The organism is Thermomonas sp. (assembly GCF_041919455.1).
Taxonomy (GTDB): domain Bacteria; phylum Pseudomonadota; class Gammaproteobacteria; order Xanthomonadales; family Xanthomonadaceae; genus Thermomonas.
In genome coordinates this window covers 121,533-139,928 of record NZ_JAYRTQ010000010.1, presented here as the reverse complement: position 1 = coordinate 139,928, position 18,396 = coordinate 121,533, and the positions used below count along the sequence as shown (strand labels likewise).

The window sequence follows — 18,396 nt, the reverse complement described above, 5'->3', positions numbered from 1 at the left end:
CCAGCGATGATCATCGTGCGATGCGCGGCCGCTCGGCAGGCCGGCACACGCCGCGGTCGTAGTCACCGGTGCGGCGTATGATCGCTTCGGGCTGCGGCTCGACGCGATGCCCGACCAGCAGCGAGGCGACCACGCGTTCGATCAGGCCATCCAGCCGGCTGACCACGTAGCAGGGCACGTCGGGTTCGTCATGCGGCAGGCCCACGCCGCTGTCGTCGGTCAGGAACAGGTAGCGGCTCTGGGTGACCGCCGCCATCGAGCGCATCAGGTACTGCGCGTCATCGGCCACGCCGCTGGCCGCCACCGGCACGATGTGCACGCCGCGCCTCCGCAGCGACAACGCCTGGTCCCATGCCGCGCCGGCGCGCTCGGCATGCGGCGGGGCGTCGGCGACATGCAGCATCACCTTGGTCGCATCCTCGCGCCAGTCGAACCCATTCGCCTCGGCGAAGGCGCGATCCACGGCTTCCGGGTAGTCGCCGCCGCCGTTGGCCCGTTGCGCACCGAGTTGCTTGCGCAGGTCCGCGAGATCGCCGGTGAACTCGAAGCGGCGGGTGACGTACTCGTCGCCGTCGTCGCGATACACCACCAGGCCCACCCGCATGTCGGTGCCGGGGCGGATCCGGCGCAGCGAGGTCACGATGCTGTCCAGCTCGACCTGCAGGTACTTGAGCTCGTCGCCCATGCTGCCGGTGGTGTCGATGGCCAGCAGGAGGTCGAGCGCCTGCGGAGCGCGACCGGCGACGGGCAGGGTGATGCTGATCGTGCGATCCGCGCCCGGCCGGCCGAGGTCCACGCTGCGCTGGATCCGTTGCGATCCATCGGCGTCCACCGCGAGTTGCAGGCGTCCCGCCAATCCGTCCAGCCTGGGGAAGAACACCGCGCTGCCGTTGGCGGCCGTCGGCAAGCGCAGGCTGCGTCCGCGACTGTCACTGACCGTCACATTGGCGAAGGCGAGCGGTTGACCGTCCTTGCCCAGCACCCGCACCTGCAGCGGCGAGCGCGTATCCACGAACGGCAGGCCCGCTTGCGCGCGGCCTTGCAGGTAGCCCTCGGCATACCGCGCGTACTGGCCGGGATTGAGCAGGTCGTCGTAGTCGCCGGCGGTGAGGGTGCCGGACTGTGCCTGCTGCCGGACATGGCCGCGCCCGGGTTCGCCAGGCGCGATCGCCTTCGCCTCCGCGCTCACGCGCATGCGGCTGCCGCTGACCGACACGCTGTCCAGCGTCGCGGCACCGGCAGGTGCAGCGGTGGCGGGGGCCGCCAACCCGACCGATGCTGGAGGTGCTGGAGGTGCTGGAGGTGCTGGAGGTGCTGGCGGTGGCGTTGCCTCGCGCCCGACATCGGTTTCGACAGCGGCGGCGTCGGCGGCGGCGACCGTGTCGCGATGGGCGGCACAGCCGGCGAGCAGCAGGCCGGCGATGGTCAAGGAAAGCAGGCGTACCTGGGACAGGATGGTCATCGAGCGTCCTCTGCAGTGGCATTCAACCGGCGAGCCGGGCGTGCCAAGCGGAAACGCGGGACAACGCGAAACGGGGTTGCAAACCATCCAGCGAAAAAGGGTGGCGTGATGTTCCGCAGAACCTCACGCCACCCTTCGATGTCAACGACGCCTGCGCGGCGTCAACCGGTCAGTTGCCGTTGAGCGGATTCAGGCGGGCGATGATGCCCTTGCCCTTCGGCCAGTTCCCGGCCAGCCACGGATGCTGCGGGTCGTTCTGCTGCAGCACGCGCTTGGCATCGGCGGCCAGGGTGGCGTTGCCCATGCGCGTATAGGACTCGGCGAGGAGGGCCACGGCATCGTTCTGGTAAGCGGTCTGCGGATAGGTTTCCAGCAGGAAGGTGGCGCGGTCGGCGGCGGACACCCAGGCGCCGCGCTGCAGGTAGTACAGGCCGGTGTTGAGCTCGAAGCGGGCGAACTCGTTGCGCAGGAAGATCATGCGCTGGCGGGCATCGGCCTGGTAGCGGCTGTTCGGGTAGCGGGTGGCGACGATGTTGAAGTCGTTGTAGGCCTGCTGCGGTGCCTGCAGGTCGCGGGTGCTCATGTCCAGCTTGAACGCCTTCGACAGGAACACCGTGTTGCGGCTCATGTTGCTCAGGCCGCGCAGGTAATACAGGTACGCGATGTTCTTGTGGGTCGGGTAGGTGCGGATGAAACGGTCGATGGTCGACACCGCTTCGTCGTACTTGCCCGCCTTGTGCTCGGCGTAGGCCTGTTCCATCAGCGCCTGCTCGGTATACGGGCCGTACGGGTACTGCGCGATCAGGCGGCCGAAGGTCTCGACCGCGGTGCTCCAGCGTCCCTGTTCCATCGAGCCGTGGGCCTTGTCGTACAACTGGCTGACCGGCAGGCCTTCGTTCTTGTCCTTGTCCTTGAACATGCCCTTGACGCCCGAGCAACCGCTGGCGGCGATGACAAGGGCGACGAGCAGGGCGGGGCGCAGCAGGGTGGAACGGGCGGGCATGGGCATCGAGTCGGCGCCTGGAGGCACGGAGGCCTGGAGAGGGTGGGATAATACCAGCCCGTTTTGAGAGTCGGGCCGCCGCCCCTGTGCGGCGCCTGAACCGCCATGCCCGATCCCATGACCGACGCCGCAAGCCCCCGCCTCGCCATCGTCCCCCAGTCCGCCGCTGGCCGGCGGCTCGACGCAGTGCTGGCCGAACTGTTCCCGGAATATTCGCGCTCGCGGCTGTCGGCGTGGATCAAGTCCGGCGACGTACTGGCGGATGGCGCGTCGCTGCGCGGCCGCGATCCGGTTCGCGGCGGCGAGGAAGTCATCCTCTCCGCGATCCAGGAAACCCAGACCCACGCGGTCGCCGAGGACATCCCGCTGGACATCCTGTACGCGGACGAACACGTCTTCGTCCTCGACAAGCCCGCCGGGCTGGTGGTCCATCCCGGTGCCGGCAATCCGGCCGGTACCCTGGTCAATGCCCTGCTGCACCTCGATGCCAACCTCGAGTTGCTGCCGCGCGCCGGCATCGTCCATCGGCTCGACAAGGACACCAGCGGGGTGATGGTGGTGGCGCGCACGCTGCCCGCGCATACCGCGCTGGTCGCGCAACTCTCCGCGCGGCAAGTCCATCGGCAGTACCTGGCGATCGTGGTCGGCGCGCTGGTCTCCGGCGGCACCGCCAACGCGCCGATCGACCGCCACCCGCGCGACCGCCTGCGCATGGCCGTGCGCGAGGACGGCAAGGATGCGATCACCCATTTCCGCCTGCGCGAGCGCTACCGCAACCACACCGCGCTGGAATGCCGGCTCGAGACCGGTCGTACCCACCAGATCCGCGTGCACATGAACCACCTCAAGCACCCGATCGTCGGCGATCCGTTGTACGGCGGGTCGTTCAAGCTGCCCAAGGGCGCCAGCGACGCGTTCATCGCCGCCCTGCGCAGCTTCAAGCGGCAGGCCCTGCATGCGGAGGTGCTGGAGTTCGCGCATCCGGTCACGGGCGAGCCGATCCGCCGCAGCGCGCCGGTGCCCGGGGACATGCAGCGGTTGATGAAACTGCTGCGCGAGGATGCCGCCGTGCATGCGGAAGCGGAGCGCCAGCGCCGATGAGCGCCTGGCTGGACGCCGACTGGCGCGCGCCGCCCGGCGTCCGCGCGCTGACCAGCACGCGCCGCGGGCTGGGTGTCTCGCAGGCACCGTTCGATGCCTTCAACCTCGGGTCGCGCTGCGGTGACGACCCGGAGGCGGTGATGGAGAATCGCCGGCAGCTTGAAGCTGCATTGCAGCTGCCCTCGCCGCCGCACTGGTTGCGCCAGGTGCATGGCATCGACGTGGCGCGCGTTGACTTCGCTCTCCCGCTGGCGGGAGAGGGCCGGGGTGAGGGTGGAAGCGTCGACGAACCCGAAGCCGACGCTTCGGTCACGGCCACTTCCGGCACGGTGCTCGCCATCCTCACTGCCGACTGCCTGCCGGTGGTGTTCGCTGACCGCCACGGTTCCGAAATCGCTGCCGCGCATGCCGGTTGGCGCGGACTGGCCGACGGCGTGCTGGAATCGACCGTGGCGGCAATGCGCACGCCCGCAAACGACATCGTCGCCTGGCTCGGCCCTGCCGCCGGCCCCGATGCCTACGAAATCGGCGAGGAGGTCTTCGAGGCCTTCATGTCGGACGATGCCGGAGCCTCCGCGGCATTCGCATCGACCCGCCCCGGCCATTGGAATGTCGATCTGTATGCGCTGGCGCGTCGACGCTTGGCCGCCGTCGGCGTCACCGACGTGCATGGTGGTGGTCTGTGCACGATCAGCGATCCGTCGCGTTTCTTCTCGCATCGCCGCGACGGCCGCAGCGGGCGCATCGCGACGCTGGCATGGATCGAACGGTGAGCCATTCCGTGCAGCCCACCCTGTTCCAGCAGGCGCTGGGCGCGTCCTTCTTCAACCTGCCGGCACCGGTGCGCAGCCTGCATGCGGTGCGCGGCAGTGCGCGCTATGCCGGCATCGCCAGCGTCCAGCGCGGGCGCAATCCGCTGGCGCGGCTGTGCGCGCGCGTGGCTGGCCTGCCCGGCACGATGCAGGACGTGCCGATCACGGTCGAATTCACCGCCGATGCGCGCGGCGAAACCTGGCGGCGCGATTTCGCCGGCACCCGCATGCAGTCGCGGCTGGCGTTCAAGGACGGCCTGCTGCACGAGCGGATCGGTCCCCTGCAGTTCCGCCATGCGTTGCTGGCGAATGCCGGGGCGATCTGGTGGCGGGTCGCCGGCGTGCGCCTGTTCGGCCTATTGCCGCTGCCGGCACGCTGGTTTCGCGGGGTGCGCTGTTGCGAGCGCGGCGATGAAGCGCGCTATCGATTCGATGTCGAAGCGCGCCTGCCACTGGTCGGCCAGGTGATTCGTTACGAAGGCTGGCTGCTGCCGGTGGACGATGCCGCAGGCTGAGCCAGGTGGCGCCGTCATCGTCTTCGATGGCGTCTGCGTGCTGTGCAACGGCTGGGTCGGTTTCCTGCTGCGCCACGATCATGTGGGTCGCTATCGCTACGCGGCGATGCAGACCGACGCCGGCCGCGCGCTGCTGTCGGCTCACGGCCTGGATCCCGAGGATCCCGCGTCGTTCCTGCTGGTCGAACACGATGTCGGCGCGCTGCCACGCATCTCCACCGACTCCGATGCGATCCGTCGCGTGCTGGCGGGACTGGGCGGTGCCTGGCGTTCCGCGCATGTGATCGCGCTGGTGCCACGTCGCATCCGCGATGTGGCGTACCGCTGGCTGGCGCGCAATCGGTATCGCTGGTTCGGCCGCCACGATGCCTGCAGCATTCCTGCCCCCGGGCATCGAAGCCGCTTCCTCTGACCCGACGTGATGCCTTGCATGCCGGGTGTCATGGCATGTCGTCGTCGGCCAGCAACCACGCCAGCTTGCGCGCCTTCGGCTGCCGCTTGAGCGCGTGTTCGGCGCGCGAGGCGCTGGCGCGATCCGGATAGGCGCGGCTGCCGAGCACGCATTCCGGCGGATGTGCGCGGGTGTATTTCGCGCCGCGTCCGGACACGTGTTCGCGGAAGCGGCGTTCGAGATCGGTGGTGATGCCGGCATCCACGCTGCCGCCACGACAGCGCAGCAGGTAGAGATGCCAGCCCGCGCTCATCGCGGCGTGCGCGACAACCGCTCGATCAGCACCGCGCTGCGCAGCGCCTGGCGGGGAATGCTGGCGAGGTCGACGGTTTCGCCCTCCGCGTGCGAGCCCGAACCGGCCGCACCCAGTCCTGCCAGCACGTCCACGTCGGCGGCGACGAAGCTGGAATCGGCGGCACCACGCCTGGCCGGATCCCACTCGCCCATCGCGGCCAGGCCCAGGTCCGCATTGACCTGGTTGAGCAACGTGAGCAGTCCGCGATTGCCGTCGGTGGGCGCCATCGGCGGATACGAATCCTCGAACACCAGCGACGCGCCGGTCTTCGGCAGGTGTTGCGCCACGATCGCCTGCATGCGCGCGACCGCACGCGCCTGCTGATCCGGGGTGAGCGCGCGCAGGTCGCCACGCGCGACGGCGCGCTCGGCCACGATGTTGGTCTTGCCGGCCGCACTGCCGCGGGCGCCGCCCGGCTCCAGCGTCGCGGGCGTGCCACCGACCATCAGGCCGGCGTTGACGGTGAGGTTCGGTTCCGGGAGTTCGCGGCGGAAGGCGTCGAGGATGCGCACCAGTTCGTAGTTCGCGCCGTAGCCGAGGCCGCTGCCGAACACCCCGCTGGAATGCCCGGTGATGCCGGTCGTGGTGAGTTCCCAGTCGGTCACGCCACGGCGCGCGACCGTGGCGTAATCCTGGCCGCCATCGACGATGAGGCCTTCGTATTCCAGCGCCACGTCGGCCCATTTCCCGGCCGCGACCAGGTCGGCACGGGCGGCCTGCAGCGGCGTGCCGGCGGATTCCTCGTCGCCGGTCAGGATCACCTTGATGTCGGCATCGCGCAGGCTGCCGGCGGCATGCATCGCACGCAACGCGCCGATGATGATCACCACGCCGCCCTTGTCGTCGCCGATGCCGGGTCCTGTCGCACTGTCGCCATTGCGGACGAAGCGCTGGAACGGCGAGTCGGGTTCGAACACGGTGTCGAGGTGCCCGATCATCAGCACGCGCTTGCCGCGTCCGTTGCCGGTGTGGGTGGCGATCAGATGGCCGGCGCGCCCGGTTGCGCGCATGTCGATCCATTGAACGTCGAACCCCAACGGCTCCAGTTCGGCGCGGACCATCTCGCCGACCGCGGTGACGCCGGGGAGGTTGAGCGAGCCCGAGTTCTGGTTGACCAGGCGTTCCAGCAGCGCGATCGCATGCGGCTGGTCAGACCGGATCGAGTCGCGCATCCGTTGTTCGCTCGCGGATGGCGTGGCGCCGAGGCAGGGCGCGACGGACAGTGCGAGCAGCAGGCCGCAGGCGAGGGCACGGGAACGAAGCATCGAGTGGTTTCCGGAACAGGCAGCCGCGACCATAACCGACGCCGAACCGATGCGCGCGATTTGACTTGAATCACGGCCGGGCAACCGCATCTGGAGCACATTGGCCGCGACGGCCCATCCCTTTGAAGGATTTCCCCCATGCGCATGGACAAACTCACCTCGCGCTTCCAGCAGGCCCTTGCGGATGCGCAGTCGCTGGCTGTCGGCCGCGACCACAACCTGATCGAACCCACCCACCTGCTGCTGGCTCTGCTCGACCAGCAGGGCGGCGGCACCCGGCCGCTGCTCGCGCAGGCCGGCATCAACGTGCCGGTGCTGCGCGAGCGCCTTACCGAAGCGCTCGACAAGCTGCCGAAGGTCACCGGCCAGGCAGGCAATGTGCAGGCCGGCAACGACCTGCTGCGACTGCTCAACGTCACCGACAAGCTGGCCCAGCAGCGCGGCGATGCCTACATCGCCAGCGAGCTGTTCCTGCTCGCCGCGCTGGAGGATTCCGGCGATGCCGGCAAGGCGCTGAAGGCCGCGGGTGGCGACAAGGCGAAGCTGGAAGCGGCGATCGACAAGCTGCGCGGCGGCGAGAAGGTGCAGGACGAGAACGCCGAGGAGGCACGCCAGGCGCTGGAGAAATACACCATCGACATGACCGCGCGCGCGGAAAGCGGCAAGTTCGATCCGGTGGTCGGCCGCGACGAGGAGATCCGCCGCACCATCCAGGTCCTGCAGCGGCGCACCAAGAACAACCCGGTGCTGATCGGCGAACCCGGCGTGGGCAAGACCGCGATCGTTGAAGGCCTGGCCCAGCGCATCATCAACGGCGAGGTGCCCGAAGGCCTGCGCGGCAAGCGCCTGCTGTCGCTGGACATGGGCGCGCTGATCGCCGGTGCGAAGTTCCGCGGCGAGTTCGAGGAGCGCCTGAAGGCCGTGCTCAACGACCTGTCGAAGAACGAAGGGCAGATCATCCTGTTCATCGACGAACTGCACACGATGGTCGGTGCCGGCAAGGCGGAAGGCTCGATGGATGCCGGCAACATGCTCAAGCCCGCGCTCGCCCGCGGCGAGTTGCACTGCATCGGCGCGACCACGCTGGACGAATACCGCAAGTACGTGGAGAAGGACGCCGCGCTGGAGCGCCGCTTCCAGAAGGTGTTCGTCGGTGAGCCCAGCGTCGAGGACACCATCGCGATCCTGCGCGGCCTGAAGGAACGCTACGCCGTGCACCATGGCGTGGAGATCACCGATCCCGCCATCGTCGCCGCGGCCACGCTCTCGCACCGCTACATCGCGGACCGGCAGCTGCCGGACAAGGCCATCGACCTGATGGACGAGGCTGCGTCGCGGATCCGCATGGAGATCGATTCCAAGCCGGAGGAGATGGACCGCAAGGAGCGCCGGCTGATCCAGTTGAAGATCCAGCGCGAGGCGCTGAAGAAGGAGAAGGACGCCGAGTCGAAGCAACGCCTTGCCGATCTCGAAAAGGAGATCGACGTGCTCGAGCGCGAGTACAGCGACCTGGAGGAAGTCTGGAAGGCCGAGAAGGCCACCCTGCAGGGCGCGACCCGGATCAAGGAGCAGATCGAAGCGGCGCGGCTTGAACTGGAAGCGGCGCAGCGCAAGCAGGATTTCGCCGCAATGAGCGAGATCCAGTACGGCCGCATTCCCGAACTGGAGAAGCAGCTCGCCGCCGCGCAGGAAGCGGAAACCAAGGGCTTCACCCTCCTGCAGGACAAGGTCACCGCCGAGGAGATCGCGCAGGTGGTGGCGCGCTGGACCGGCATCCCGGTCAGCAAGATGCTGGAAGGCGAGCGCGAGAAGCTGCTGAAGATGGAAGAGGCGCTGCACACGCGCGTGGTGGGTCAGGAAGAGGCGATCAAGGTGGTGTCGGATGCGGTGCGCCGCTCGCGCGCCGGCCTGTCCGATCCCAACCGCCCCAGCGGCTCGTTCCTGTTCCTCGGCCCGACCGGCGTGGGCAAGACCGAGCTGTGCAAGGCGCTGGCCGAGTTCCTGTTCGACAGCAGCGATGCGATGGTCCGCATCGACATGAGCGAGTTCATGGAGAAGCACGCGGTCAGTCGCCTGATCGGTGCGCCTCCCGGCTACGTGGGCTACGAAGAGGGTGGCTACCTCACCGAAGCCGTGCGCCGCCGTCCCTACAGCGTGATCCTGCTGGACGAGGTGGAGAAGGCGCATCCGGACGTGTTCAACATCCTGCTGCAGGTGCTGGACGACGGTCGCCTGACCGACGGCCAGGGCCGCACGGTGGACTTCCGCAATACCGTCATCGTGATGACCAGCAACCTGGGCTCGCAACACATCCAGGAGCTTGGCAACGACGACAGTCCGGAGGCTTACACGCAGATGAAGGCGGTGGTGATGAGCGTGGTGCAGTCGCACTTCCGCCCGGAGTTCATCAACCGGCTCGACGACATCGTGGTCTTCCATCCGCTGGACAAGCAGCAGATCAAGTCGATCGCGCGCATCCAGCTGCGCGGCCTGGAGAAGCGACTGAGCGAGCGCGGCATCCGCATCGAACTGAGCGACAAGGCTTTCGAGCTGCTCGGAAACGTCGGCTTCGATCCGGTCTACGGTGCGCGACCGCTCAAGCGCGCGATCCAGCAGCAACTGGAGAACCCGCTGGCGCAGGCGATCCTGTCCGGCCGGTTCGGCAATGGCGATACGGTCAAGGTGGATGCGGAGGGCGGCAAGCTGGTGTTCGTGGCGGGCGCGGGCGCGTAACCCGCAGGTGCGACGGGCAGGCAGGGGCATGCGTGGTGTCTAATCCATGCATCGCCCCGGGAGAATCCGCCATGTCGTCGCCATGCCTTCCGAAAACGATCCACGCCGCATTCGTGTTGTGTTGTGCGCTGTCGCCGATGGTGGCGGTCGCGCAAGTGTCGCGGCATGTCGAAGTCCGGCTGGATTCCGCCGCCGGGCAGTCGCATGCGTCGGGCCGATTGCTGGTCTTCGCGATGCCCGCCGACGAGGCGGAAGCGGCCGCGAAGGAGGGCAAGGTCGTGGTGGTCAATGCCAGCCCGATGACACCGGAGGCGGTGACGATTGCCGCGATGGAGGTCCCGTTCCTGGCCGCGGGCGCAGGCGTGGTGCTGGATGCCGATGCGATCGCCTTCCCGCAGCCGTTCTCGCGACTGCCGAAGGGCGATTACTACCTCCAGGCAGTGCTCGATGGCAATCGCGATTACAACTACGGTGGCCGTGGCGAGGGCGACCTGGTCAGCGAACCGACCCGGGTTCGCCTCGGCACTGCCGGGTGGATGCCGTCGCTGTCTCTCACCCGGGTGCTGCCTGCGCGGCCGGATCCATGGGCCGTCGCCGACGACGCGCCCGCGGAGGCGCGCGCCGCCATGGCCGCCACCCGCGCGCAGACCGAGTTGCTGGACTTCGCCAGTCCGGCGCTCAGCAAGTTCTGGGGCCGCGACATCCGCATGCGCGGCTGGGTCCTGCTACCGCCCGGCTATGCCGATGCCGGCAATGCAAAAACGCGGTATCCCGCCGTGTACTTCACCCACGGGTTCGGCGGCAGCCTGCCGGGCCTGGTGCGAAGCGTGGCGTACGTGGCGGAGGCGATGCGCGAGGGCAGCATGCCGCCCATGATCTGGGTGTTCCTGGACGAATCCAGCGCCACCGGCACCCACGAGTTCGCCGATTCGGTGAACAACGGTCCGTGGGGCCGGGCGCTGACCGCCGAACTGATCCCGGCGCTGGAAACCCGCTACCGGATGGACGGCAAGGCCTCCGGGCGTTTGCTCAACGGCCATTCCTCCGGCGGTTGGGCGACGTTGTGGCTGCAGGTCACCTATCCGGCGCTGTTCGGCGGCACCTGGTCGACCGCGCCGGATTCCAGCGACTTCCACGATTTCACCGGCCCGGATTTGTACGCAGCGAATGCCAATGTCTATCGCCGGCCGGATGGCAGCGCCTGGCCGCTGGTCCGGGTCGATGGCAAGGTCGTTTCCACCTTCGAGCAGTACGCGCGGCAGGAGGCGGTGAAGGGCGAGGTGGGCGGGCAGCTGGCGTCGTTCGACTGGGTGTTCTCGCCGCGCGGCGCGGATGGCCGGCCGATGCCGATGTTCGATCGCGCCACCGGCAAGGTGGATCCGGTGGTGGTCGCCTACTGGCGCGAGCATTACGACATCGCGCACAAGTTGCAGACCCAGTGGCCGGCCTTGAAACCCGATCTCGACGGCAAGATCCGGGTGATCGTGGGCGATGCCGACACGTTCTACCTGGACGGCGCCGCCCGCCGGCTCAAGGTCGTGCTGGATGGCTTGGGCGCAAAGGCGGAGGTGCGCTTGCTGCCCGGGAAGACCCACTCCGATCTCTACGTCGAAGGCGATGACCGCCGTGCCTTGCTGAAGAAGATGGCGTGGGAGATGTACGCCGTGGCGCGGCCGGGCAGCACGCTGCCCGCGCAGACCGGCAACGCGAAGTAGGCGCGGCTCAGCTCGCGGCGGGCGCGACGTCCGCGCGCGCGGCGCGCCACGGCGGCGTGGCCATCATCATGTCGACCAGCGAATAGGCCAGCTCGCGTTCGGCCAGCACGGCCGCGTCGGCGCCGTGGGCTAGCAGGTGCTTGACCTCGGCCTCGCTGTGCGCGCGCGCCAGCACGCTGATGCCGGGGTGGATCGCCTTGAGCCGGGCGATGATCTCGCCGGCTTCCAGCGCCTGCGGCATCGCCAGGATCGCCAGTTGTGCGCTCTGCGGGCGTGCGGCTTTCAGCACGCCTTCCGCAGCGGCGTTGCCGCGGACCGTGACCAGGCCATTCTTGCGCGCGGCCTCGACCCTGTCCGGATCGCTTTCGACCAGCACCAGCGGGATGCCGCGATGCTGCAGCAGGCGGGTGAGTTCGCGGCCGACCCGGCCGTAGCCGATCACGATCGCGTGGCCACCCATGTCTTCCGGGACTTCGGACAGCGGCTGGGTCACCGTCGTCACCGCGGTGCCCGGCTGCTGGCGCCTCTGCCACGCATCCAGCCAGGCGAACAGGAACGGGTTGGCGATGATCGACAGCAGTGCGCCGGCCAGGATCAGGTCGTGCGCTTCCTGCGGGAGCAGCTTCTGCGACAGTCCCAGCCCGGCCAGGATGAAGCTGAACTCGCCGATCTGCGACAGGCTGGCGGAAATGGTCAGGCCGGTCAGCTTGGGCAGGCCGAGCAGGCGCACGATCAGGTAGCCGACCAGTGCGTTGCCCAGCACGATGATGCCGACCGTCGCCAACACCCACATCGGCTGCTCGAGCATGATCGACGGGTTGAACAGCATGCCCACCGAGACGAAGAACAGCACGGCGAAGGCGTCGCGCATCGGCAGCGAATCCGCCGCGGCCTTGTGGCTCAGTTCGGATTCGTTGAGCAGCATCCCGGCGAAGAACGCGCCCAGCGCGAAGCTCACGTCGAACAGGTAGGCCGCGCCGAAGGCCACGCCCAGGGCGATCGCCAGGATGCTGAGGGTGAACAGCTCGCGCGAGCCCAGCCCGGCCACGTGTTCCAGGATCCACGGGATCGCGCGCTTGCCGACCACCAGCATCACCACCACGAAGGCAGTGACCTTCACCAGGGTCCACACCAGCGCGCCGGCGATGCCGGCCGCGCCGATTTTTTCGCCCGCGCCCAGCGCACCGGCGATCGCCGGCAGCAGCACCAGCGCCAGCACCATCGCCAGGTCCTCGACCACCAGCCAGCCGATCGCGATCCGCCCGCGGCGGGTGTCCAGCAGCCGGCGCTCTTCCAGTGCGCGCATCACCACCACGGTGCTGGCCACCGACAGCGCCAGCCCGAACACCACCGCGCCCATGGTGTCCCAGCCATGCCACAGGCCGAAGCCGGTGCCGATCGCGGTGACGAAGGCGATCTGGCCGAGGGCGCCGGGGATCGCGATCCCCTTTACGTCGAGCAGGTCGCGCAGCGAGAAATGCAGGCCCACCCCGAACATCAGCAGGATCACCCCGATCTCCGCCAGCTGCGAGGCCAGGCCCTGGTCGGCGACGAAGCCGGGCGTGAACGGGCCGACGATGATGCCGGCCAGCAGGTAGCCGACCAGCGGCGAGAGTTTCAGGCGCTGGGCGAGCAGGCCGAACACGAAGGCCGACACGAAGCCGACGCTGAGCAAGGCGATGAGCGAGGTGTGATGCGGCATCCGGGTTCCGTCTGGGTGGCGGCCCATGATCGCATGGCAGTCGTGGCCGCCGTCCGAACTACAATGCGCGGATGATTTCCTTCCGCAATTTCGCGCTGCGCCGCGGCGAGCGCCTGTTGTTGTCCGATGTCGACCTGACCCTGCATGCGGGGTGGCGGGTCGGCGTGATCGGCCGCAACGGCGCCGGCAAGTCCTCCCTGTTCGCGGCCCTGATGGGCGAGGTCGAGCCCGACAAGGGCGACCTCGACCTGCCCGGCAAGGCGCGCATCGCCAGCGTGGCCCAGGAAACCCCGCACTTGCCGGACCCGGCACTGGACTTCGTGCTGTCCGGCGATGCCGAGGTCCACGCGGCCGTGCAGGCCGAGGCGAATGCCTTCGCCAACGAGGACTGGGAAGCGGTCGCCGAGGCCCATCACCGCCTGGAAGAACTCAACGGTTACGACGCTTCCGCGCGTGCCGGCCGCCTGCTGCATGGTCTGGGCTTTCCGGCGGAGACCCATGGCAAGGCGGTCGCGGACTTCTCCGGCGGCTGGCGGGTGCGGCTCAACGTCGCCCGCGCACTGATGACGCCGTCCGACCTGCTGCTGCTCGACGAACCGACCAACCACCTCGACCTGGATGCGGTGGTCTGGATGGAGGAATGGTTGAAGCGTTATGCCGGCACCCTGCTGGTGATCTCGCACGACCGCGAGTTCCTGGACAACGTCACCACCCACATCCTGCATCTGCACGATGGCCGGGCGAAGTTGTACGTCGGCAACTACACCGACTTCGAGCGGCAGCGCGCCGAACATCTGCGCCTGCAGCAGATCACCCACCTGAAGGAACAGGCGGAGCGCGCCCACCTGCAGAGCTTCATCGACCGCTTCAAGGCCAAGGCGAGCAAGGCGAAGCAGGCCCAAAGCCGCATGAAGCGGTTGGCCAAGCTTGCAGGCACCGAGGCCGTGCGCGCCGAGCGTTCCCTGCACATCACCCTGCCGGAACCGCTGCGGCTGCCGAACTCGCTGCTGTCGCTGCACGATGTCGACGCCGGCTACGGTGCGGACGCGCGGATCCTTGCCAACGTCAATTTCGGCCTGGAGGCCGGCGACCGCATCGGCCTGCTGGGCCCGAATGGCGCCGGCAAGTCCACCCTGGTGAAGACCCTGGTCGGCGAGCTCGCGCCGATGACCGGCGAGCGCAAGGCGCACCCGGACATGCGGATCGGCTACTTCGCCCAGCACACGGTCGAATCGCTGGTATTCGGCACCACCCCGCTGGACCACCTGCGCAAGCTGGCGCCGGACGTGGCCAACCAGGAACTGCGCGATTTCCTGGGCCGCTGGAATTTCCCCGGCGACCGCGCCTTCGAGGTGATCGACACCTTCAGCGGCGGCGAGAAGGCCCGCCTGGCGCTGGCGCTGCTCGCATATCGCCGTCCGAACGTGCTGTTGCTCGACGAACCCACCAACCACCTCGACCTCGACATGCGCGAGGCGCTGGCCGAAGCGCTGAGCGATTTCGATGGCGCGATCGTGATGGTCAGCCATGACCGCCATTTGATCGGCCTGGTCTGCGACGAGTACTGGCGCGTGGCCGGTGGCAAGGTCGAAGCGTTCGCTGGCGACCTGGACGAATACGCCGCGTGGCTGCGCTCGCGCCCGGGCAGCGACAACCCGAAGACGCCGGCACCCAAGGCCCAGCCGGCGCTCGCGCCGGCACCCGCGAAGCCGGTGTCGAAGGTCAATCCGCACAAGCTGCAGAAGGCGGAGGCGCTGGTCGCCGACCTGGAAGCGAAGCTGGCCGGCATCGACTCCCAGCTCGCCGATCCCAAGATCTACGGCAACGCCGGCCGCGTGGCTGAGCTCGGTCGCGAACAGGCCGCACTGCGCAGCAAGCTGGAAACCGCGGAAGCGGATCTGCTGGCGTTGTACGACTGAGGTCGCCGACTTGAAACCCGATGCAAGGGCCCCAGAATCCGGGCTCGATTCCTGGAAGTAGCCCGATGCCCATCTACGCTTTCGCCTGCGACGCCTGCGGGCACGCCTTCGACCGCCTGCAGAAGCTCTCCGATGCCGACCCGGTGGATTGCCCGGCCTGCGCGGCCAGCGGGCAGGTGCGCCGCCAGCTGACCGCGCCGCAGTTCCGCCTTGCAGGCGGTGGCTGGTACGAAACCGACTTCAAGAAGGACGGCGACAGGAAGCGCAACCTGGCGGGCGAAGGCGGAGAGGGTGCCAAGCCCGCCAGCGAGACCAAGTCCGACGCGAAACCCGCTGCGGCGCCTGCCACCAAGGCCGAACCGGCCAAGCCGGCCGGGGGCGCAACCCCGGCCGCTTGAGTCGATGCTTCAGCGCGTGCCGAAGCGTGCGCGGCAGCCGTGGTTGACCCACATCCCGGTGCGCGCGGCATAGCCCCAGGAATAGCCCTCGCGGCAGGCATCCTTGGACAACTGCTGGATCAATCGCGGCGCGCCATACCGGGCATCCCAGGCGCAGGTCGTGTAGCGGTCGCGGTCGCTGGAGCAGGTCACGCTGTAGTTGCCCGGCAACCCGCCACCCTGGTTGCTACGGGCCAGGAACACGCCGCGGCAGCCGTTGTTCACCCACACGCCGCCGTTGCGCAGGCCGAAGTTGCTGTTCTCGATGCAGCGCTGGTTGGACAGTTGGCGCTGCAACGTGGCGCGGCCGACCAGGTTGCTGCCGCAGGTGCGCAGGCGGCCATCGTTGCTCTCGCATTGCACGGTGACCTGCTGGCCGCCCGGGATGCCGACCCCGGGGCCGAACTCGGCACGGCAGCCTTGGGTGACGGTGACTTGTCCGCGGCTGGTGAACCAGGTCTGGCCGAGTGTGCAGCGCGCGCTCGACAGTTGCCTGACCAGGCGCGATTGCCCCTGCCACGGTGCCTGGCAGGTGCGGATGCGGCCATCATTGCTTTCGCAGCGAATGGTCTGAGCGCCAGGATCCGGCCCGGGGCCGGGGCCCGGATTCCAGCCGCCGTTGTTGCCCAGCGACTTGGCGATGTCCTGCTTGACCTTGCTGAAGGTCCAGCGCGACAACCGCACCTGGTCCAGGTAGAAGCGCAACTGGTCGTTCGGAATGGTGCGGCCGCTCGACTGCTCGCGGTACTCCAGCGAAATGACCCGGGTCTGGTCCGCGGTGTTCAGCGTCCACAGGTCTTCGGGCGCATAAGCACGCGTGCCGATCTGGGCGTTGGCCGGGAGCGGAAGCGCGGTCAGGCCACCAACCAGGCCGAGGGACAGCAGCGATGCGAGCAGCAGGCGATGTGACGAAGGACTTGGCATGGTGGTTCCCCGTGGCGTTGGTCGTTGGCTTGATGACGGATGGATGCGCCCGGTCGCCGGCACAGTAGCGCTTCGCCCCGTTAAAATGGCGTTTCCGCGGCACGCGCCTGCGTTGCCGCCCGAGTCACCTCCGGAGTTCCCATGCGTACCCATTTCTGCGGCCTCGTCGACGAGTCCCTGGTCGGCCAGACCGTCATCCTCTGCGGCTGGGCCGATGTCGCCCGCGATCTCGGCGGCCTGTGCTTCATCGACCTGCGCGACCACGAGGGCATCGTCCAGGTCGTGGCGGAGCCGTCCGATGCCGCCGGCAATGCCGCGGTGATCGCCGCCGCATCGAAGGTGGGCTACGAGGATTGCCTGCGCATCACCGGAACCGTGCGCGTGCGCCATTCGGTCAACGACAAGATCAGGACCGGCAAGGTCGAGGTCGTTGCCGAACGTATCGAAGTGCTCAACAAGGCCGAGCCGCTGCCGTTCCACCACCACGAGAACCCGGGCGAGGACGTGCGCCTGAAGTACCGTTACCTGGACCTGCGCAGCCCGGACATGCAGCGCAAGATGCGCACCCGCACCAGGCTGGTCAGTGCGCTGCGCCACTACCTGGACGCGCGCGGCTTCCAGGACATCGAGACGCCGATCCTGACCAAGGCCACGCCGGAAGGCGCGCGCGACTTCCTGGTGCCCGCGCGCATGCACCCGGGCGAGTTCTACGCGTTGCCGCAGAGCCCGCAGCTGTTCAAGCAGATCCTGATGATGGCGGGCTTCGACCGCTACTACCAGATCGCGCGCTGCTTCCGCGACGAAGCCCTGCGCGCCGATCGCCAGCTGGAATTCACCCAGCTCGACATGGAATTCGCGTGGGCCGCCGAAAGCGACGTGCAGAACCTCACCGAGGACATGGTCCGCCACGTCTTCCGCGAGGTGATGGGCGTCGAACTGGCCGCCGAGTTCCCGCGCATGACCTATGCCGAGGCGATGCGCCGCTACGGCTCGGACAAGCCCGACCTGCGCATCGCGCTGGAATTCGTGGACGTGGCCGAGCAGGTCAAGGACTGCGAATTCGCGGTATTCACCGCCGCGGCGAACGATCCCGACGGTCGCGTGGTCGCGCTGCGCATCCCCGGTGGCGCGTCGCTGTCGCGCAAGCAGATCGACGAGTACGCCGCCCATGCCGCCAAGTTCGGTGCCAAGGGCCTGGCCTACGCCAAGATCGACGAGGCTGGCGCGGTCAATTCGCCGGTCGCCAAGTTCTTCGCCGAAGGTGCCTTCGATGCCGTGCTCAGGCATGTCGGCGCGGGCAATGGGGACCTCGTGTTCTTCGGTGCCGGTGCGTACAACAAGGTGTCCGACTTCATGGGTGCGGTGCGCCTGAAGGCCGGTAAGGATTTCAACCTGGTCGCCGACGGCTGGGCGCCGTTGTGGGTCACCGATTTCCCGATGTTCGAGTGGGATGACGAGGAGCAGCGCTACGTCGCCCTGCACCATCCGTTCACCGCGCCCGCCGTGGATTCGATCGAGGACCTGCGCGCCAACGCGAAGACCGCGGTGAGCCGTGGCTACGACATGGTGCTCAATGGCAACGAGATCGGCGGCGGTTCGATCCGCATCCACAACTCGGCGATGCAGTCGGCGGTGTTCGAGCTGCTCGGCATCGGCGCCGAGGAAGCGGAAGGCAAGTTCGGCTTCCTGCTGGACGCGCTGAAGTACGGCGCGCCGCCGCACGGCGGCATCGCCTTCGGCATCGACCGCATCGCCGCGCTGATGGCCGGCAGCGATTCGATCCGCGACGTGATTGCGTTCCCCAAGACCACGACCGCGCAATGCCTGATGACCGGCGCGCCGAGCGAAGTGCCGGACAAGCAGCTCGCCGAAGTGCATGTATCGGTACGCGCCCGCGAGAAAGCTTGATGGGCGATGTGGCGTCACTGTGAGGAAAAGGGGTCAGAGTGAATTTCCTGCCCTGACTGTCTGGCCTTGCAATATTCCTGGTCAGGAAACTTCACTCTGACCCCTTTTCCGGAAGCTGGATCCCGGCATTCGCCGGGATGACGATTTCGAGGTT

General features: G+C 68.2%; 15 protein-coding genes. 9 read left to right on the top strand and 6 right to left on the bottom strand.

Annotation, left to right across the window (positions count from 1 at the left end; genetic code table 11):
* Window positions 1-10 precede the first annotated feature (10 nt).
* Together ACE3T8_RS09275 and ACE3T8_RS09270 are read right to left on the bottom strand one after the other, a co-directional pair.
* A complete protein-coding gene (locus tag ACE3T8_RS09275) occupies window positions 11-1,462 on the bottom strand; it encodes a VWA domain-containing protein (RefSeq protein ID WP_374608714.1) in 1,452 nt (483 codons plus the stop codon).
* A 169-nt stretch (window positions 1,463-1,631) separates the two neighbouring features.
* Window positions 1,632-2,465, bottom strand: a complete 834-nt coding sequence (locus ACE3T8_RS09270; protein ID WP_374608750.1) for an outer membrane protein assembly factor BamD — start codon at window positions 2,463-2,465, stop codon at window positions 1,632-1,634.
* A gap of 105 nt (window positions 2,466-2,570) precedes the next feature.
* Here ACE3T8_RS09270 and rluD point away from each other — a divergent pair, with 105 nt between their 5' ends.
* Genes rluD through ACE3T8_RS09250 form a run of 4 tightly spaced genes read left to right on the top strand, consistent with a single transcriptional unit; the run spans window position 2,571 to window position 5,305 of the window.
* Window positions 2,571-3,566 carry a 23S rRNA pseudouridine(1911/1915/1917) synthase RluD gene (gene rluD, locus ACE3T8_RS09265; protein ID WP_374608713.1) on the top strand — a complete coding sequence of 332 codons (996 nt, stop codon included), beginning with the start codon at window positions 2,571-2,573 and terminating at the stop codon, window positions 3,564-3,566.
* Window positions 3,563-4,339 carry a peptidoglycan editing factor PgeF gene (pgeF, locus tag ACE3T8_RS09260; protein WP_374608711.1) on the top strand — a complete coding sequence of 259 codons (777 nt, stop codon included), beginning with the start codon at window positions 3,563-3,565 and terminating at the stop codon, window positions 4,337-4,339. The genes rluD and pgeF overlap by 4 nt, the downstream gene beginning before the upstream one ends.
* Window positions 4,336-4,893 (top strand): DUF4166 domain-containing protein, encoded by a 558-nt coding sequence (locus ACE3T8_RS09255; RefSeq protein WP_374608709.1) that lies wholly within the window; start codon window positions 4,336-4,338, stop codon window positions 4,891-4,893. Before pgeF ends, ACE3T8_RS09255 begins: the two co-directional genes overlap by 4 nt.
* Window positions 4,880-5,305, top strand: coding sequence for a thiol-disulfide oxidoreductase DCC family protein (locus ACE3T8_RS09250; protein ID WP_374608707.1), 426 nt, complete (start codon window positions 4,880-4,882; stop codon window positions 5,303-5,305). Before ACE3T8_RS09255 ends, ACE3T8_RS09250 begins: the two co-directional genes overlap by 14 nt.
* Before the next feature lie 28 nt (window positions 5,306-5,333).
* On the opposite strand, the gene ACE3T8_RS09245 is transcribed toward ACE3T8_RS09250, so the two are convergent.
* A complete protein-coding gene (locus tag ACE3T8_RS09245) occupies window positions 5,334-5,597 on the bottom strand; it encodes a GIY-YIG nuclease family protein (protein ID WP_374608706.1) in 264 nt (87 codons plus the stop codon).
* Window positions 5,594-6,904: a M20/M25/M40 family metallo-hydrolase gene (locus ACE3T8_RS09240; RefSeq protein WP_374608704.1), complete on the bottom strand. Its 1,311-nt coding sequence runs from the start codon at window positions 6,902-6,904 to the stop codon at window positions 5,594-5,596. Before ACE3T8_RS09240 ends, ACE3T8_RS09245 begins: the two co-directional genes overlap by 4 nt.
* 138 nt (window positions 6,905-7,042) lie before the next feature.
* On the opposite strand from ACE3T8_RS09240, the gene clpB reads away from it, so the two are divergent.
* Window positions 7,043-9,637: an ATP-dependent chaperone ClpB gene (gene clpB / locus ACE3T8_RS09235; protein WP_374608702.1), complete on the top strand. Its 2,595-nt coding sequence runs from the start codon at window positions 7,043-7,045 to the stop codon at window positions 9,635-9,637.
* 71 nt (window positions 9,638-9,708) lie between these two features.
* On the top strand, window positions 9,709-11,352 hold the full coding sequence (locus ACE3T8_RS09230; protein WP_374608700.1) for an alpha/beta hydrolase: 1,644 nt from the start codon (window positions 9,709-9,711) through the stop codon (window positions 11,350-11,352).
* A 7-nt stretch (window positions 11,353-11,359) separates the two neighbouring features.
* Here ACE3T8_RS09230 and ybaL read toward each other — a convergent pair whose 3' ends face one another.
* A complete protein-coding gene (ybaL, locus tag ACE3T8_RS09225) occupies window positions 11,360-13,054 on the bottom strand; it encodes a YbaL family putative K(+) efflux transporter (RefSeq protein WP_374608698.1) in 1,695 nt (564 codons plus the stop codon).
* Window positions 13,055-13,125: 71 nt separating this feature from the next.
* Between ybaL and ACE3T8_RS09220 the strand changes: the two genes are divergently transcribed.
* Both ACE3T8_RS09220 and ACE3T8_RS09215 read left to right on the top strand, forming a co-directional pair.
* Window positions 13,126-14,973, top strand: coding sequence for an ABC-F family ATP-binding cassette domain-containing protein (locus ACE3T8_RS09220; RefSeq protein WP_374608697.1), 1,848 nt, complete (start codon window positions 13,126-13,128; stop codon window positions 14,971-14,973).
* A 65-nt stretch (window positions 14,974-15,038) separates the two neighbouring features.
* Complete coding sequence (locus tag ACE3T8_RS09215; protein ID WP_374608695.1) at window positions 15,039-15,371, top strand: FmdB family zinc ribbon protein; 333 nt, start codon at window positions 15,039-15,041, stop codon at window positions 15,369-15,371.
* 9 nt (window positions 15,372-15,380) lie between these two features.
* Here ACE3T8_RS09215 and ACE3T8_RS09210 read toward each other — a convergent pair whose 3' ends face one another.
* On the bottom strand, window positions 15,381-16,334 hold the full coding sequence (locus ACE3T8_RS09210; protein ID WP_374608693.1) for a DUF3011 domain-containing protein: 954 nt from the start codon (window positions 16,332-16,334) through the stop codon (window positions 15,381-15,383).
* Window positions 16,335-16,475: 141 nt separating this feature from the next.
* Here ACE3T8_RS09210 and aspS point away from each other — a divergent pair, with 141 nt between their 5' ends.
* A complete protein-coding gene (gene aspS, locus ACE3T8_RS09205; protein ID WP_374608691.1) occupies window positions 16,476-18,242 on the top strand; it encodes an aspartate--tRNA ligase in 1,767 nt (588 codons plus the stop codon).
* The last annotated feature ends 154 nt before the right edge of the window (window positions 18,243-18,396 follow it).

Coding starts and splice junctions, on each gene's coding strand:
- ACE3T8_RS09275 (WP_374608714.1), bottom strand. CDS start 1,462: ATGACCATCCTGTCCCAGGTACGCCTGCTTTCCTTGACCATCGCCGGC.
- ACE3T8_RS09270 (WP_374608750.1), bottom strand. CDS start 2,465: ATGCCCGCCCGTTCCACCCTGCTGCGCCCCGCCCTGCTCGTCGCCCTT.
- rluD (WP_374608713.1), top strand. CDS start 2,571: ATGCCCGATCCCATGACCGACGCCGCAAGCCCCCGCCTCGCCATCGTC.
- pgeF (WP_374608711.1), top strand. CDS start 3,563: ATGAGCGCCTGGCTGGACGCCGACTGGCGCGCGCCGCCCGGCGTCCGC.
- ACE3T8_RS09250 (WP_374608707.1), top strand. CDS start 4,880: ATGCCGCAGGCTGAGCCAGGTGGCGCCGTCATCGTCTTCGATGGCGTC.
- ACE3T8_RS09245 (WP_374608706.1), bottom strand. CDS start 5,597: ATGAGCGCGGGCTGGCATCTCTACCTGCTGCGCTGTCGTGGCGGCAGC.
- ACE3T8_RS09240 (WP_374608704.1), bottom strand. CDS start 6,904: ATGCTTCGTTCCCGTGCCCTCGCCTGCGGCCTGCTGCTCGCACTGTCC.
- clpB (WP_374608702.1), top strand. CDS start 7,043: ATGCGCATGGACAAACTCACCTCGCGCTTCCAGCAGGCCCTTGCGGAT.
- ACE3T8_RS09230 (WP_374608700.1), top strand. CDS start 9,709: ATGTCGTCGCCATGCCTTCCGAAAACGATCCACGCCGCATTCGTGTTG.
- ybaL (WP_374608698.1), bottom strand. CDS start 13,054: ATGCCGCATCACACCTCGCTCATCGCCTTGCTCAGCGTCGGCTTCGTG.
- ACE3T8_RS09220 (WP_374608697.1), top strand. CDS start 13,126: ATGATTTCCTTCCGCAATTTCGCGCTGCGCCGCGGCGAGCGCCTGTTG.
- ACE3T8_RS09215 (WP_374608695.1), top strand. CDS start 15,039: ATGCCCATCTACGCTTTCGCCTGCGACGCCTGCGGGCACGCCTTCGAC.
- ACE3T8_RS09210 (WP_374608693.1), bottom strand. CDS start 16,334: ATGCCAAGTCCTTCGTCACATCGCCTGCTGCTCGCATCGCTGCTGTCC.
- aspS (WP_374608691.1), top strand. CDS start 16,476: ATGCGTACCCATTTCTGCGGCCTCGTCGACGAGTCCCTGGTCGGCCAG.